The sequence below is a fragment of the Devosia sp. genome, assembly GCF_048261455.1.
Classification (GTDB): Bacteria; Pseudomonadota; Alphaproteobacteria; order Rhizobiales; family Devosiaceae; genus Devosia_A.
This window is the reverse complement of record NZ_JBLXGA010000003.1, coordinates 259,769-274,401: the sequence shown is the minus strand read 5'-3', so window position 1 is coordinate 274,401 and position 14,633 is coordinate 259,769. Positions and strand designations below refer to the sequence as shown.

General features: G+C 64.0%; 14 protein-coding genes. 3 read left to right on the top strand and 11 right to left on the bottom strand.

The window, feature by feature from the left end:
- Nucleotides 1-152: 152 nt before the first annotated feature.
- A complete protein-coding gene (locus ACN0TK_RS05230; RefSeq protein WP_417308396.1) occupies nt 153-1,187 on the top strand; it encodes a hypothetical protein in 1,035 nt (344 codons plus the stop codon).
- A gap of 16 nt (nt 1,188-1,203) precedes the next feature.
- Here ACN0TK_RS05230 and flhA read toward each other — a convergent pair whose 3' ends face one another.
- The 7 genes from flhA to ACN0TK_RS05195 all read right to left on the bottom strand — a co-directional run bounded on the left by flhA (nt 1,204) and on the right by ACN0TK_RS05195 (nt 9,359).
- Nucleotides 1,204-3,336, bottom strand: coding sequence for a flagellar biosynthesis protein FlhA (gene flhA, locus ACN0TK_RS05225; protein WP_417308395.1), 2,133 nt, complete (start codon nt 3,334-3,336; stop codon nt 1,204-1,206).
- An 85-nt stretch (nt 3,337-3,421) separates the two neighbouring features.
- Nucleotides 3,422-4,792: a sigma-54 interaction domain-containing protein gene (locus ACN0TK_RS05220; protein ID WP_417308394.1), complete on the bottom strand. Its 1,371-nt coding sequence runs from the start codon at nt 4,790-4,792 to the stop codon at nt 3,422-3,424.
- Nucleotides 4,793-4,871: 79 nt separating this feature from the next.
- Nucleotides 4,872-5,198, bottom strand: a complete 327-nt coding sequence (fliN, locus tag ACN0TK_RS05215; protein WP_417308393.1) for a flagellar motor switch protein FliN — start codon at nt 5,196-5,198, stop codon at nt 4,872-4,874.
- Nucleotides 5,195-5,842, bottom strand: coding sequence for a flagellar assembly protein FliH (fliH, locus tag ACN0TK_RS05210; protein ID WP_417308392.1), 648 nt, complete (start codon nt 5,840-5,842; stop codon nt 5,195-5,197). Before fliH ends, fliN begins: the two co-directional genes overlap by 4 nt.
- The gene (gene fliG, locus ACN0TK_RS05205) at nt 5,842-6,915 is read right to left on the bottom strand and encodes a flagellar motor switch protein FliG (protein WP_417308391.1); all 1,074 of its coding nucleotides are present in this window, start codon (nt 6,913-6,915) and stop codon (nt 5,842-5,844) included. Before fliG ends, fliH begins: the two co-directional genes overlap by 1 nt.
- Before the next feature lie 11 nt (nt 6,916-6,926).
- Nucleotides 6,927-8,501: a flagellar basal-body MS-ring/collar protein FliF gene (fliF, locus tag ACN0TK_RS05200; protein WP_417308390.1), complete on the bottom strand. Its 1,575-nt coding sequence runs from the start codon at nt 8,499-8,501 to the stop codon at nt 6,927-6,929.
- Nucleotides 8,502-9,080: 579 nt separating this feature from the next.
- A complete protein-coding gene (locus ACN0TK_RS05195; protein WP_417308389.1) occupies nt 9,081-9,359 on the bottom strand; it encodes a DUF1153 domain-containing protein in 279 nt (92 codons plus the stop codon).
- Between the two features lie 223 nt (nt 9,360-9,582).
- Here ACN0TK_RS05195 and ACN0TK_RS05190 point away from each other — a divergent pair, with 223 nt between their 5' ends.
- Complete coding sequence (locus ACN0TK_RS05190; protein ID WP_417308388.1) at nt 9,583-10,134, top strand: pyridoxamine 5'-phosphate oxidase family protein; 552 nt, start codon at nt 9,583-9,585, stop codon at nt 10,132-10,134.
- A 12-nt stretch (nt 10,135-10,146) separates the two neighbouring features.
- Here ACN0TK_RS05190 and ACN0TK_RS05185 read toward each other — a convergent pair whose 3' ends face one another.
- The gene (locus ACN0TK_RS05185) at nt 10,147-10,806 is read right to left on the bottom strand and encodes a flagellar hook assembly protein FlgD (protein WP_417308387.1); all 660 of its coding nucleotides are present in this window, start codon (nt 10,804-10,806) and stop codon (nt 10,147-10,149) included.
- Between the two features lie 9 nt (nt 10,807-10,815).
- Nucleotides 10,816-12,261 (bottom strand): flagellar hook-length control protein FliK, encoded by a 1,446-nt coding sequence (locus tag ACN0TK_RS05180; protein WP_417308386.1) that lies wholly within the window; start codon nt 12,259-12,261, stop codon nt 10,816-10,818.
- 252 nt (nt 12,262-12,513) lie between these two features.
- Here ACN0TK_RS05180 and mnmA point away from each other — a divergent pair, with 252 nt between their 5' ends.
- On the top strand, nt 12,514-13,659 hold the full coding sequence (gene mnmA, locus ACN0TK_RS05175; protein ID WP_417308449.1) for a tRNA 2-thiouridine(34) synthase MnmA: 1,146 nt from the start codon (nt 12,514-12,516) through the stop codon (nt 13,657-13,659).
- Between the two features lie 46 nt (nt 13,660-13,705).
- Here mnmA and ACN0TK_RS05170 read toward each other — a convergent pair whose 3' ends face one another.
- Together ACN0TK_RS05170 and ACN0TK_RS05165 are read right to left on the bottom strand one after the other, a co-directional pair.
- The gene (locus tag ACN0TK_RS05170; protein ID WP_417308385.1) at nt 13,706-14,194 is read right to left on the bottom strand and encodes a hypothetical protein; all 489 of its coding nucleotides are present in this window, start codon (nt 14,192-14,194) and stop codon (nt 13,706-13,708) included.
- Nucleotides 14,195-14,382: 188 nt separating this feature from the next.
- Nucleotides 14,383-14,565 carry a hypothetical protein gene (locus ACN0TK_RS05165; RefSeq protein WP_417308384.1) on the bottom strand — a complete coding sequence of 61 codons (183 nt, stop codon included), beginning with the start codon at nt 14,563-14,565 and terminating at the stop codon, nt 14,383-14,385.
- Nucleotides 14,566-14,633 lie beyond the last annotated feature (68 nt).

Below are 14,633 nucleotides of genomic sequence, written 5' to 3'. Positions count from 1 at the left end.
TGCCCCGGAGTGTTGCTCCGTCCCAATGCCCGGTCTGCCGGCAAGTTCCGCGCCGACGCGGTTTTGTAAGGATCGTCTCTTAACCGAATTTGCGCCCCATCGGCCCTAATCTCAGGGACGACAGGGGTGGGACACGTGTTGTGCGGTCACGAATGAGCGGATTGTCGGCGAGAGGCCGGGCGCTGGTACTAGTCGCCATAGCCGCGTTAGTGGCCGTGCTGGTCGCAGTGGCAGTGGTTTCTGAAGGTTCGGCCCCGCCCGCGCCGTCTGCCGAAGCCGTTGGCGCGGGTGATGCCGCGGCCTATGCCAGGATCATTGCCGAGATGCAGTCGGGTGGGGGCTATCACGATTCCGCGCAGAACGTGCTGCGAGCCGAGGGCTATGGCACGCGATCGGTGTTCAACTGGCGCACTCCGGCCTGGCCGATCCTGGTTGCGGGGCTGGGGCCCGCGCTGGCACAGGCTTTTCTCGGCGCACTCGCCCTTTTTGCGCTAGCCCTCACCTACCGGATGGCCCGGCCTGACGGGCTGGCGGTCGCCGCGATTGCAACATTGGCGGTCGGCAGCAGCCTGTTCGGCATCGCGGCGCCTGAAGCGGTCTATTTCACCGAGATCGCGGCGGGCACGCTGATCTTGCTGTCCGTCGCCGCTTATGGCGCGGGGTGGCGCTGGATCGGTCTGCTTGCCGGACTAATCGCGCTATTCGTGCGTGAGCTTGCCGCGCCATATGTGCTGGTCTGCCTCGTCATCGCGCTTTGGCAGCGCCGTTGGCGCGAGGCGGCCGGCTGGGCCGCGGGGATGGCTGTCTATGCGCTCTATTTTGGCTGGCACTGGTGGGAGGTGGCGCGGCGGCTGGGTGCTGAGGATCGCGCCTATCCCGACAGCTGGCTGCAGTTCGGCGGCATGGCGTTCCTGCTGAAAACATCGGGCTTCAACGGTCTATGGAGCCTGGCGCCCGTCTGGGTGACGGCGCTGATCCTGCCGGTGGCGCTGTTCGGGCTCTGGGCCTGGCGCGGCGGTGGACGGGCGCTTGCTGTTGTCGCGGCATATCTGACGCTGTTCGCGCTCGTCGGCAAACCCTTCAACAGCTATTGGGGCGCGCTCTATACGCCGGTGATGATGCTCGGGTTCGGATGGGCCTGGCTTGCGCTGCGTGAGGCGTTCGCGGGGAAAACTATCCCGGCCTAGCCAGCGGCGGGCGACCTCAGACGCTGCCGATTGTCTTCAACCGGATGCGGGGATGGACCTCGTTCTGGCTCATGACCACCGTCTGCGGACGGAAGCGCTCGATGATGGCGCGGACGTGCGGGCGAATGCCGGGCGAGGTGATGAGGACCGGAATTTCGCCCTGCTGGGCGGCGGACTCGAACGCCTTCTGGATCGCGACAATGAACTGCTGCAGGCGTGAGGGGGCCATCGCCAGATGGCGCTCCGGGCCTTCGCCAGCCATCGACTCGGCGAAGTCGCGCTCCCATTGCGGCGAGAGCGTCAGTAGCGGCAGATTGCCGTCGGGACCGAGGTTCGAGGCGCACAGTTGCCGGGCGAGGCGCGAGCGGACGTGTTCGGCGATCATCTGGGCGCTGCGGCTTGGGCCGGCGACCTCGGCGATGCCTTCGAGAATGGTCGGCAGGTCGCGGATAGAGATGCGCTCGGAAAGAAGCGCCTGCAGCACGCGCTGGATGCCCGAGACCGAAATCTGGCCGGGGACGATATCCTCGACGAGCTTTTGCTGGTTCTTGTCGAGCCCGTTCAGCAGCGACTGGACATTGGCGTAGCTGAGCAGATCCGAGACGTTGGCTTTCAACACCTCTGTCAGGTGCGTGGAAATGACCGTCGACGGGTCGATGATCGAGTAGCCGTGCAGTTCGGCCTCGTCGCGCAGGCCCGGTTCGATCCAGGTGGCCGGCAGGCCGAATGTCGGCTCGGTGGTGTGGACGCCGGGCAGATCGATCTCGTGTCCCATGGGGTCCATGACCATCAACTGATGGGCGAAAATCTGGCCGCCGCCGGCTTCGACCTCCTTGATGCGGATCTTGTAGTCGTTGGGCTCGAGCTGCATGTTGTCGAGAATGCGAACCGGCGGCATGATGAAGCCGAGTTCGGTCGCCAACTGACGGCGCAGGGCCTTGATCTGCTCGGTGAGTCGATCGGTCCCGTTCTCGTCTTCCTTGACCAGCGACAGCAATCCGTAGCCCAGTTCGAGCTTGAGATCGTCGATCTTTAGGCTGTCGGTGATAGGGGCTTCCGCCGGCGGCTGGGCCGCCTTGGCTTCCTCGATGGCGGCTGTGCTGGTTTCGCGCTCCAGTTCGGCCCGTTGGGTTCTGGCGTTGCGATAGGCGAGATATCCGGCACCGGCCGACAGCATCAGGAAGGGAACGACGGGCATGCCCGGCAGGAAGGCGAGGGCGGCCATGACTGCCGACGACATGCCCAGTGCCTTGGGATAGCCGGTGAACTGCTTGAGCAGTGCCTTGTCGGCCGAGCCGACGACACCGGCCTTCGACACCAGCAGGCCTGCGGCGGTGGAGACAATGAGCGAAGGAATCTGGCTGACCAGGCCGTCTCCGACGGTCAGCAGAGTGTAGACGCTGCCCGCCTCGTCAAAGCTCATGCCCTCTTGCAGCATGCCGATGATCATGCCGGCGATGATGTTGATGAAGGTGATCAGCAGGCCGGCGATGGCGTCGCCGCGGACGAACTTCGAGGCACCATCCATGTTGCCGAAGAAGGCGCTTTCCGCCTCAAGCGTTTCGCGGCGTGCCTTGGCGGTGGTCTCGTCGATCAGGCCGGCGCTGAGATCGGCGTCGATCGCCATCTGCTTGCCGGGCATGGCGTCGAGATTGAAGCGGGCTGCGACTTCGGCGATGCGGCCCGAACCCTTGGTGATGACGATGAAATTGACGAGGATCAGGATCGAGAAAACCACGACACCGATGACGAAATTGCCCCGCATGACGAAGTTGCCGAAGGCCTCGATGACGTTACCGGCCGCCCCTGTGCCCGTGTGACCGTCAGCGAGGATCAGCCGCGTGGTGGCGAGGTTCAACGCCAGCCGCAGCATGGCGGCGATCAGCAGCACGGTCGGAAAGCTGGAGAACTCGAGGGGCGTCTTGATGAACAGGGCCGTCATCAGGATCAGCACCGAAAAGACGATCGAGATGGCGAGCAGACCATCGAGCAGCAGCGGCGGCAGCGGCACGATGAGAATGACGATGATCGCCATGACGCCAATGGCGAGGGCGATATCCGACGAGCCGAGCGAACTGCGCAGTTCGGCCAGCGTGGGGAGGCGGAAACCGGATGAGCCGCCGGGGCCGGGTGCAGAAACGTCAGCCATTTATCGGTCCGGTCTCGTTCATAGAGTGGTGCACACGGCCAACTGACTGAGGCAGTCGCTCAGGCTGTGTGCGGGGATTGTGCATTCAGGCAGCCGAGTTGCGCTGGGCGCCCGGCCCGGGGACCGCCACGCCTTCATCGGCATACTGGTTGAGCTTGTTGCGCAGGGTGCGGATCGAGATGCCAAGAATGGTCGCGGCATGGGTGCGATTGCCGAGCACATGATCGAGCGTATCTAGGATCAGGTCGCGTTCGACATCGGCGACGGTGCGGCCGACCATGGCGTTGGAGAGGGTCTGCGCTGTCTGGGCCGCCTGGGTGGCAATGTTCGCCGCGGCGACGACGTCGCTCAGGCCGGTGCCATCGGGCATCAGAATGGCGTCGGGGCCGATGACCTCGCCGCTCGAGAGCAGCACGGCGCGGTGCAGCGTGTTCTCGAGTTCGCGCACGTTGCCCGGCCAGGGCGCGCGGAGCAGGGCTTCGCGGGCCTCGGTCGACAGACTGCGTCGCTCGATGCCATTGGCGCGGCTGTATTTGTCGATGAAGTGTTCGGCCAGGGCGGCGATATCGCCAGGGCGTTCGCGCAGCGGCGGCAGCTTGAGATTGACGACGTTGAGGCGGAACAGCAGATCTTCACGGAACAGCCCGGCCCGGACGGCGCCGCTCAGGTCGCGGTTCGAGGTTGCGATGACCCGGATATCTACCGGCACCGGCTTCGAGCCGCCGACGCGGTCGATCAGCCGCTCCTGCAGGGCGCGCAGCAGCTTGGCCTGCAGGCGCACGTCCATTTCGGAAATTTCGTCGAGCAACAGTGTGCCGCCCGATGCTTCCTCGAACTTGCCGATGCGGCGGCCGACAGCGCCGGTAAAGGCGCCCTTCTCGTGTCCGAAAAGCTCGGACTCGAGCAGTTGCTCGGGGATGGCCGCGCAGTTGACGGAGATGAAGGCCTTGCTGGCGCGCTTCGAGTGCGCATGCAGGTATTTGGCCATGACCTCCTTGCCGGTGCCGCTTTCGCCGGTGATCAGCACCGAGGCGTCGGAGCGGGCGACTTGGTCGGCGAGGCCGACGACCCGCGACATAGCCGGGTCACGATAGAGAAAGTCGCTGGACTCCCGTGCCACGGCGGCGATGACGGCCGCGATCAGCTCGGCATCGGGCGGAAGCGGGATGTACTCCTTGGCGCCGGCGCGGATGGCGTTGACCGCGGCGGCGGCATTGCTTTCGGTGCCGCAGGCGACGACCGGTACCACGATGCGCTCGGCTTCCAGACCGGCGATCAGCGCGCCGATATCCATCATCACATCGACCAGCAGCAGATCGGCGCCGCGACCCGCGCGGAGCGAAGCGAGCCCGATCTCGACGGAGGGGGCGTGCGCAACCTTGGCGCCACCGTCCATGGCGAGCTTCGTGGCTTCGGTGAGTTGCCCTTCAAGCGGGCCGACGATCAACAGGCGCATGGCTGGCTCCGGGTGCAGTAGATTGCGAAGGTGATGAACACGGTTTGGCTGAAGCGCTCTTGGTTTGAAAATCGCATGATCAGGTGGCCTTGATGATCTCGGTCATGGTGACCCCCAACCGACTATCGACGAGGACAATCTCGCCACGGGCGACCAATCGGTCGTTCACGTAGATCTCGACGGCTTCGCCGACCTGGCGGTCGAGTTCGACCACCGTGCCGACATCCATCTTGAGCAGGCTGGCGACGGGCACCTTGGCGCGGCCCAGTACGACCGAGATGCGCACGGGCACATCAAAAACGGCTTCCAGATCGGCGGCGGAGCGGTCGCCGGTCGGCGTCGGTCCATCGCGACCGGGCGCGGCCATTTCCTCAAGACCCAGTTCGTCCGGTGCGTCTGGCGTCATTCCGAGGCCTCCTCTGTCGGCCGCGGGCTGATGCCGCGCGCCTCACAAAAACTGTCGATGCAGGCGTCGATCCGTGTCTGCAGCTTGGTATGGTCGCGCACCACTCCCCCATCGACCCACTCGATGCGGGCGTCGCCGGCGGCAATTTCGGGATCGCCCAGAACCACCAGGCGCCCGGAGAAGCCGCTCGCGTCCATGGTCGACGTTGCGGCATCGCGCACCGCTTCGGCGAGGTCCGGCGCGCAGCGGATGGCGAGATGGGGAACGCCGTCGAGCGAGCCCATGCATTCGCCCACGAGAGCTGCGATCTCGGCCTGCGGTTGGGCGGCAATCAGGGTGCCGGCGAGCTTGCGCCCGACGGCGACGGCCAGATCGATCGCGTCCGCCATGTCGGCCCTGCGCTGATCATCGAGCGCCGCCGCCATGCTGGTCACCTGGCGAGCCAGATCCTCGCCAGCCATGACCAGTTGTTGGGCAGAACGGGCTGTCGCAGTTGCCTCACCCTCGGCCAAGCCGCGCTGGTAGCCTTCCTGGCGTGCTTCCTCGACGCGCTTGGCCAGGTCGGATTCGGTCAGGACCGCACTGCGCTCGGCCTTTTCGCCGAGATCGAGATCGAAGGTGAACTTGTTGAGTGTGGCCGCCATCAGGTGATCATCTCCTCATCGGAGTTACCCTTGGCGATGACAATCTCGCCACGCGCGGCCAGATCCTTGGCGGCGGCGACCATGTGGCCCTGCGCCTCGTCGACATCCTTGAGCCGCACCGGCCCCATGGATTCCATGTCGTCGCTGAGCATCTTGCCGGCGCGCGCCGACATGTTGGCGAAGAACAGCTCCTTGAGCGTGTCGTTGGCGCCCTTGAGCGCCAGCGCCAGTTCGCGCTTCTCGATGGCCTGCAGCAGGGTCTGGATGGCTGCGGATTCGAGCTTACCCAGGTCGTCGAAGGTAAACATCAGCGCCTTGATGCGTTCGGATGCCTCGCGGTCGCGCTCTTCAAGCGTGGTGATGAAGCGCGCCTCGGTCTGGCGGTCGAACGCGTTGAAGATCTCGGCCATCTGCTCGTGGCTATCGCGCCGTTTGGTGGTCGAAAGGGTCGACATGAACTCGGTGCGCAGGGTGGATTCGATCTTTTCGAGAATCTCCTTTTGCACCGGGTCGAGCGCCAGCATGCGCTGGACGACGTCCATGGCCAGTTCCTCCGGCAGCGAGCCCAGCACCTTGCTCGCATGATCGGTGGAGATTTTGGACAGCACGACGGCGATGGTCTGGGGGTACTCGTTCTTGAGATAGTTGGCGAGCACGTCCTCCTGCACGTTGGAGAGCTTTTCCCACATGTTGCGACCGGCCGGACCGCGGATCTCCTCCATGATCGCGTCGACGCGATCGGTGGGCAAAAAGCTCAGCAGTAGGCGCTGGGTGGTTTCGGAATTGCCCGAGATGCTGCCGTTCGACGAAACATTAGTGACAAACTCGACCAGCAGGGAGTCGAGCATGTCCTGTGTGATCGGCCCGAGCCGCACCATGGCGCGGGACAACTCGCGGATTTCCATCTCGTCGAGTTCCTCGAGGATGGGCTTGCCGTAATCGGGGCCGAGCGCCAGCAGCAGCACGGCGGCCTTCTCGGTACCGTTCAGCGCGCGATGATTGGCGTCGTCACCCACGACCAACTGGCCGGAGGGGAGGGCGGCCTGGGAATCTTCCTGCGCGGCGGCAGCCATGCTTCAGGTCCTCAACTTGGGTTCGAAAGCCAGTCGCGCACGATGAGCGCGGCTTGCTTGGGGTTGTCTTCGACCAGTGTTCCGACGTTCTCCAGCGTCTTGGTCTGGGCTTCGCCAGCGTTGCGGGCGTTGTTTATCCAGGACGGTACCCGTGGCTCACTGGGCTCGGCGTCGCCATCGAACTGGTCTTGGCCATTATAGGACTGGCTGGGCGCGATCTCGGCGCTGGGGGGCAGCGCCAGCGGGGGCGCTTCCGGCGTCAGCACGCGCTTGAGCAGCGGGCGAAGGACGAAGAAGACGAGGGCCAGCGCGATGAGCAGGGTGACCGCCATTTCGGCGGCGCCCATCAGGTCGTCGCGGGTGAAATCGAACAAGCCGGCTTCGGCGGTGCCGCCAGTGGCCAGTTCCGGCCGATCAGCAAACTGCAGGTTGGCAACTTCGACCTGATCACCGCGGCTCTCATCGAAGCCGACAGCGGAGCGGACGAGGGCGGTGATCTGGTCGAGCTCTTCCTGCGGGCGCGGCGTATAGGTGGAGCTGCCGTCCTCAGCGGTGGTGTAAATGCCGTCGACGACAACGGCGACCGACAGGCGCTTGATGCCGCCGGCTTCGGTCATTTCAGTCTGGGTGACCTTGGAAATTTCGTAATTGGTGACTTCTTCGGTGGCCGTTTCAGCTTCCGCCGTGCCGCCATTGAGGCCGCCAACGGTGGTTCCGGGCAATTCGGTGGCGACCGAAACCTGTCCAGCTCCGCCGCCGGTCGCCGTTGTTTCGGTCTCGCGGGTCTGGGTGGAACGCACAACCTGTCCGTCTGGGTCATACGTCTCCGAGGTGCGGGTCAGACGGTTCAGGTCGAGTTCGGCACTAACCTGGACGCGGGCCCTTCCGGCGCCGACGATATTGGCCAGCAGGTCCTCGACGCGATTGCGCAGGCGGTTCTCTGTATTGAGCGTGCGTTCTTCGGTCTCGCTGGCCAGCACGTCGGCCGTTCCGTTGCCGCCGCCCGAGGCGAGAAGGCGTCCGGTATCGTCGACAACCGAGACCCCCGTGGGCGTCAGGCTCTCGACCGCCGAGGCCACCAGGTGCTGGACGGCGCGAATCTCGCCGGCGGACAGCTCACCGCGGACTGACAGGACAATGGAGGCCGACGGCTCCTTCTGCTCGCGGCTGAACAGGGCGCGTTCGGGCAGGACGAGATGGACGCGGGCTGACCGGATGCGCGCCAGTGAGGTGATGGTGCGAGCCAGTTCGCCTTCGAGGGCGCGGACATTGTTGATGTTCTGTACGAAGCTGGTGGCGCCGAGCGTCGATTGCTCGTCGAAGATCTCGTAGCCGACCTGGCCACGGGTGGGCAGTCCGTCCTGTGCGAGCTGCATGCGCAACTGGGTGATGGTGTCGCGGGGCACGAGAATGGTGGCGCCGTCGCCGCGCAGCTCGAAGGGAATGTTCTGGGTCTGCAGTTCGGAAACGATGGCGCCCGAATCCTCGAACGTCAGGCCGGTATATAGCGGCGCCATCGGCGGGGTGGACGCCCGCATGATGAGGAAGGCGAAGAACCCGAGCATGAGCACCGCGATGGTGGCCATTGCGGCGACCCGCGCAAGTCCCAACCGGTTGAAAAGCTGCAGTAATCCGTCCACGCGCCGAACCCGACTTCACTTTCGGCGCAGTGGTGCACTGGCCCTAGGCAAAAATTACCGGGTGGATGGTAAACAAGAGATTAACCGACCGTGCCAAAACGCGAATTTCCGGCAGGAATTGCCGGGTGCGGTGAATCCGAACTCAATGACCGGTTCCCGGAAAGTGCGCAGGTTTCGGCCTGCTCGGGTGCGGATGGCATCCGGGCCGGCTAGCGGCGCGTGCGTGGTGCGAACTGGAAGGTATGGATGGCGCGGTAAGACTTCGCGGCCTGGCTCGCCTCGAAAGGGAGGCTAAGTGGTCGCGGCGCAAGGCGCTTGATGCGTCTCGCGCCGCGATCTGATTGTGTGACTTGTGACGCGCCGAGAGGCGACCGCATAGGCGGCTAACGCCAGAAGCGTGACATATGCGCGAAAATCGCAGGGTCGGAAGACCTGAGTGCAGAGCTGCCGAGAAATCTGATAATCAAAAGAACTATTTCTAACAGGGATTTCCCTGATAGATTTCAAGCTCCAGTATAGGATCAATCAGCCTTCGCGGTAGTGCTGTATCCAGGTCGTTCGCAGCCCGGCAAGGCCGTGCTTGTCAATCGCCGCCTGCCAATTGAGGAATTCGTCAACCGACAGCGTGTAGCGCTGACAGGCTTCCTCGAGGCTGAGCAGGCCGCCGCGTACGGCAGCAACCACTTCCGCTTTGCGGCGGATCACCCAGCGGCGGGTGTTCTTCGGGGGTAAATCGGCGATCGTCAACGGACTTCCATCCGGGCCGATCACGTACTTTACGCGGGGACGCATTTGGACGGTCATTCTACTCACTTACTCACCTGACCACGCCCAAAGCCTAGGACATCGCGCTTAAAATTCGCCTAAGACATTGCTTACAAGGCGTTAAAACGCGCGTTCGGGATCGTGGGCAACCGGTAACGAGTTTGAGGTAGGTGCGCAGCCGCATCTGGACAATAAATCTGTCGCAATCGACACGTATTCCATTCAAATTGATGGCCAGATCGATGCCGGCCCGGGACTGACAATGGCCAAAGACTATCCAGCACTGAATGAACGACTGACGCGCTTCATCGGCGAACAGCACATCTTCTTCACCGCCACGTCGGCAGCAGGCGCGCGGATCAATCTGTCGCCGCGCTCGACCGACCTGTTCCGGGTGCTGAACGACAATGCGGCATGCTATCTGGATCGCACGGGCAGCGGCAACGAGACCGCGGCGCATCTCAAAGCCGATGGGCGGATGACCATCATGTTCTGTGCCGTGGCGGGGCCGCCGCTGATCCTGCGGCTCTATGGGCAGGGCAGGGTGATTGCGCGCGGCAGCGACGAATACGCCTCGCTGCTGTCGGTCGAGTTCGACGATACGGAACCGCTGGGTGCGCGGCAGATCACGCGGATCGACTTCGATCTCGTCAAGACCTCATGCGGCTATGGCGTGCCGCTCATGGGCTATGACGGCGAGCGCGACCAGATGGACCGCTGGGCCGAGGCCAAGGGTCCGGAGGGCATTCGCGATTATTGGGCGGACAAGAACATGGTCAGCCAGGATGGACTGCCGACGGGCTTCAAGCCCTGACCGGGGTCCGGATCAGCTCTCGGTATTCTTGCGCACGGTGAGAACGCTCGACAGGTTCACCCGGGCGCCGCCGATCAGCAGGACCGGCTCGGATCCGGTAAAGTCGACGCCGGTGACTTCGCCAGTCATTTCGGTCGCGACATTGACGAAGCGTCCGTCCCCATCGCGCGCTTCGATGGAGATGGAATAGGATCCATCGGGTTTCTGACGCCCGTCGGAGCCGATACCGTCCCATTTGAAGACGCTTTCGCCCTGCTCGACGTTGCCCTGTTTGACAAAAACCGTATTTCCGTCGGCATCGCGGACCGTCGCGGTGATGTTTGCGGCCTTGTCGACACCGAAATGCCATACCGCTTCGCCGTCGATCAGCTCGGATTTTGCGCCGGACGCGGTGACGACCTTGCCGACATAGCCAACCGCCTCGGAGTTGTTGGCATTTTGGGTCGACAGCATCATGGCTTCCAGAAACTCATTGGTCTTGAGCTGCTGTTCCACCCCGGTGAACTGCACCAGTTGCTGGGTGAACTGGTTGGTGTCGAGCGGATCGAGCGGATTCTGATGCTTAAGCTGCGTGGTCAGCAGCGACAGGAAGGTGTCGAAATTCTGCGCGATGGACTGACGGGTGCCGGACAGGGCACTGGTTGAGCCCGCAGATACAGCAGAAACGGCCATGAAAGCCTCCTAGACGAACAGGTTTACGCCGTCGGGCCCGGTCGTGCCACGATAGTGCACGGCGGCGGGTTGGTCCGAGGCGTCGAGATCTGCGGCCAGCCGATCCCCGGCGAAACCGGGTGCGGATTGCTGGCCGCCGCCATTGCCCGTGTCGCCACCGGCGGAGAACGGGTTCTGGCGCAGCGAAAATTCAAGATTGGTCTTGTTGCCGTCGAGGCCGGCCTGCTGCAGCGCCTGCTGCAATGCGCGCTGGTCACGCTGCATGAGGTCGAGCGTTTCGGCGCGATCGACGGTGAGGCGGGCGTGAACTGCGCCCGATTTGTCCACATCGAGCCGGACGTCGATGCGACCCAGCTCCGGCGGATCGAGGCGGATCTGGAACCGGCTGTTACCGGCTTCCACATGGCGCACGATATCGAAGGCGATGGCCGGCAGGTTCAATTGCTGCACCGGCGCCTGGTAGGCGGCGTGAATGACGCGGGCACCCGCCGGTGTCATCGCCGCGGTGCTGGCACTTGCTGGCTGCGCTGTTGCCGTCGCGGCGGGATCGGTCGTCGCGGGTTGGGCCGGGCCGGTCGGTTTTGCATCCGCCTGATCGATGCGCAGGTCACGCGGCGCCATGCTGCCCGGCTGGCGCTTTTCCGCCGGGTCGGTGCCCGCCTTGTCGGTGGCGCCGTCGCCCATCGGCGTTGCGAGTGTCTCAGGGGTGTCGAGCGTCGGCGCGGCAAAGGGATTCGTAGCGGCCCCAGCTGTCTGCTTGGCGCCGGTGAGGCTGCCCGGCGCTGAGGGCGTCAACTTCAGGTCGGGATCGATGCCCAGGGCCTGCAGCAGTTCCTTTGGTAGGTTGTGGCCACCCAGTTCACGCAAGGTTGCTTCGATACGTCGACCGAGTTCCGGCGCTTCCTGGCCCAAACGGCGGGCGAATTGCTCAGCAATACGCGCGAGTTCTGCCGTGTCTTCAGCATCGGCCGGCGATGCGGCGTCGGGCGTCGGCAATAGCGCGTCGCCGTCGAGTGCGGCGGCGAGCGCAGCTTCGCCTGCGCCGGGCGGTGGCGGGGGCGTCTGCGGCAGGTTGAAGGCCGCGGCGACGGCATCGAGCGTCTCGCTCAGCTTTTCCTTCAGCGCCGGATCGATCGGCTCGCCGGTCTCGAGCGCATTGGCCAGTTCACCCAGCAGACTGCCGAGATCGGATAATAGTGCGTTGCCGTCGGTCGCCGGGTCCGGTGCAGCGGCATCGAGTGTCAGGGGTGCCGATGACGCTGCGCCTGTAAACAGATCCGCGATCGTATCCGGCAATTGCGCTGCCGCCTCACCGGTATTGCCACCGAGCAGGCCGAGCAGCATGGCAAACAGCGACTGCATGCCCTCGCCACCCTGGGCGCCAGCCGCAGTTTTGGCGGTGACGGCGGATGCCGGTTGGGCGGATGCTGGTGAAAAACCAACGGTAATCGTCACGTCAGACCTCTTGGCACAGGTATGCACTGCCTCTGATGCAAGCGCCGTGCCGGTTTGCGATTGTCGTAATTTCAATGGTTTAGCGGGAAGGTATGCCGCGCCGGCCCGGCAGGATCGGACCGCAACCGGCAAAAGCTGCCGGGTCGGGCCAGTTGCCGAAACGCCGATTGGGGATTATAGCCCGGCCGTTGCCCGGAGACGGGTGATGCTCAGCCGCTGGCCCTTGACCCCAACCGGATGACCATAGAGATGATGAACTCGCTTGATCTGCCCAAGCGCCCCGAAGACACGCGCGTCGTCGTCGCGATGTCTGGGGGCGTCGATTCCTCCGTCGTTGCCGGCCTTCTCGCCCGTCAGAGCTATGATGTGCTGGGCGTCACCCTGCAGCTCTACGACCATGGCGAAGCCACGCACCGCAAGGGTGCCTGCTGCGCGGGGCAGGATATTCACGATGCGCGGCGGGTCGCCGCGCAGCTCGGCATTCCGCACTATGTGCTCGACTATGAGCAGCGCTTTCGCGATGCGGTGATGGAGCCGTTCGCCAATGCCTATCAGCAGGGCGAAACGCCTGTGCCGTGCATCGCATGCAACCAGAGCGTCAAGTTCGTAGACCTGATGGAAGTGGCGCGCGATCTCGGCGCGGACGTGCTGGCGACCGGCCACTATGTGCAGAGCCGGCTCGAGGATGGCCGGCGGCGGCTCTACCGGCCGATCGACGACAGCCGTGACCAGAGCTATTTCCTGTTCGCGACCACGCAGGAGCAGCTCGATTTCCTGCGCTTTCCGCTCGGCGGCATGAGCAAGCCTGCGGTGCGCGAGCTGGCGCGCGAGTTCGGGCTGGAGATCGCTGACAAGCATGACAGCCAGGACATCTGTTTCGTGCCGCAGGGCAAGTACGCGGACGTGATCCGCAAGATGCATCCTGAGGTGCACGCGAGCGGCGAGATCGTGCATCTCGATGGCCGGGTGCTGGGGCGGCATGCGGGGATCGTCAATTATACCGTCGGTCAGCGCAGGGGCCTGGGGATAGCAGCCGCCGAACCACTCTATGTGGTCAAGCTCGATCCCAACACGGCGCAGGTGGTCGTCGGGCCGCGCGAGGCGCTGATGACCAAGACGGTGCGGCTGCGTGATGTGAACTGGCTCGGCGCCGAAGCGCTCGATACGCTCGCCGCGGGCAATGGCATGCCGATCGAGGTGAAGGTGCGCTCGACGCGTCCGCCGCAGGCGGGCGCCGTGCATATGGAGGACGGCGCGGTGTTCGTGACGCTGTTTGCCGGCGAATACGGTATTTCGCCCGGACAGGCCTGCGTGTTCTACGCCGATGAGAGCGACACCAGCGAAGTGCTGGGCGGCGGCTTCATTGCCGAAGCGGTGCCAACGGCGCTGGTGGCCTAAATCGCCGCGGCCGGTCTCTGCGCCGAAGCAAAGCTGATCGAGGGCATCAACGCGCGATAATCGTTACAGGAATGCATACCTTGGTGACGCCGGACTCGTACGCCATACCGCCGATAGTGTCGGTGACCTCAAGGGCAACAATGCCAACCCCCGAGAGTGTCGCCTGCACAGTGGTCGATGTGGCCAAGTTGGCGGTTACCTGATCGACATTGGCGCCGGATCCGTCGATGGCCGTCAGCCTGAAATCGTGCGTAGTCGAGTCGCCGGGCGACCTAAGGTCTACAGTTATCCCGTTCACCGGTATCGGTGGGAGTATGGTGAGGCGCCCGGAGACAATTGCGATGCCCTGGTCAATATCGATATTTCTGCCGGGCAAAGGCTCAAAGCCGAAACCTTGCCATATGAACGGCGAGTTGTAGGATGCATTGGCACCGGCGAAATCTGCGCAAAGCTCGGTACCGGACTCCTGTGCAGTCGCGCTACCGAAGGCTAGGCCGGCCAGCGCGCCAAGCAGAGTTACACGTATCTTGCCCACTCTATCCCCACCTGTTGCACTATAATCTGGCTCGCGATCAAGTGCAGATTAGCAGGATACTTCTTTGAGGTGTGAAGATTTTTGGGCTGGTCTTTGTGGTGGCCGCTGCGGCCCTTGTTCGGCTCGAAACGGCACAGCAAAGGCCATAGTCCAAGGCGCCGGTGCCTTGAGGAAAATAAGATCCGAGCCTACTCGCGGGCGTCCTGCTGCTGGGCGCCGCTCGCGGCTTCGCGCAGCTGCTGGTAGTTGTTGAGGCCGCCGAATAGCGCCGAAAGGGTGTAGAGCACCAGAAGGACGCCGAGAACGAGCATGACGATACGGCCCGAATTGAGCTTGAACGGGCTGTCTGGCTTTTTGGGATCTTCGGACATTTGGCTGAGGTAGCGCCGGGACGGGCGCTGCGCAAGCCATTTGCGTCCGGCGCCCGCTGGCCCCGCCC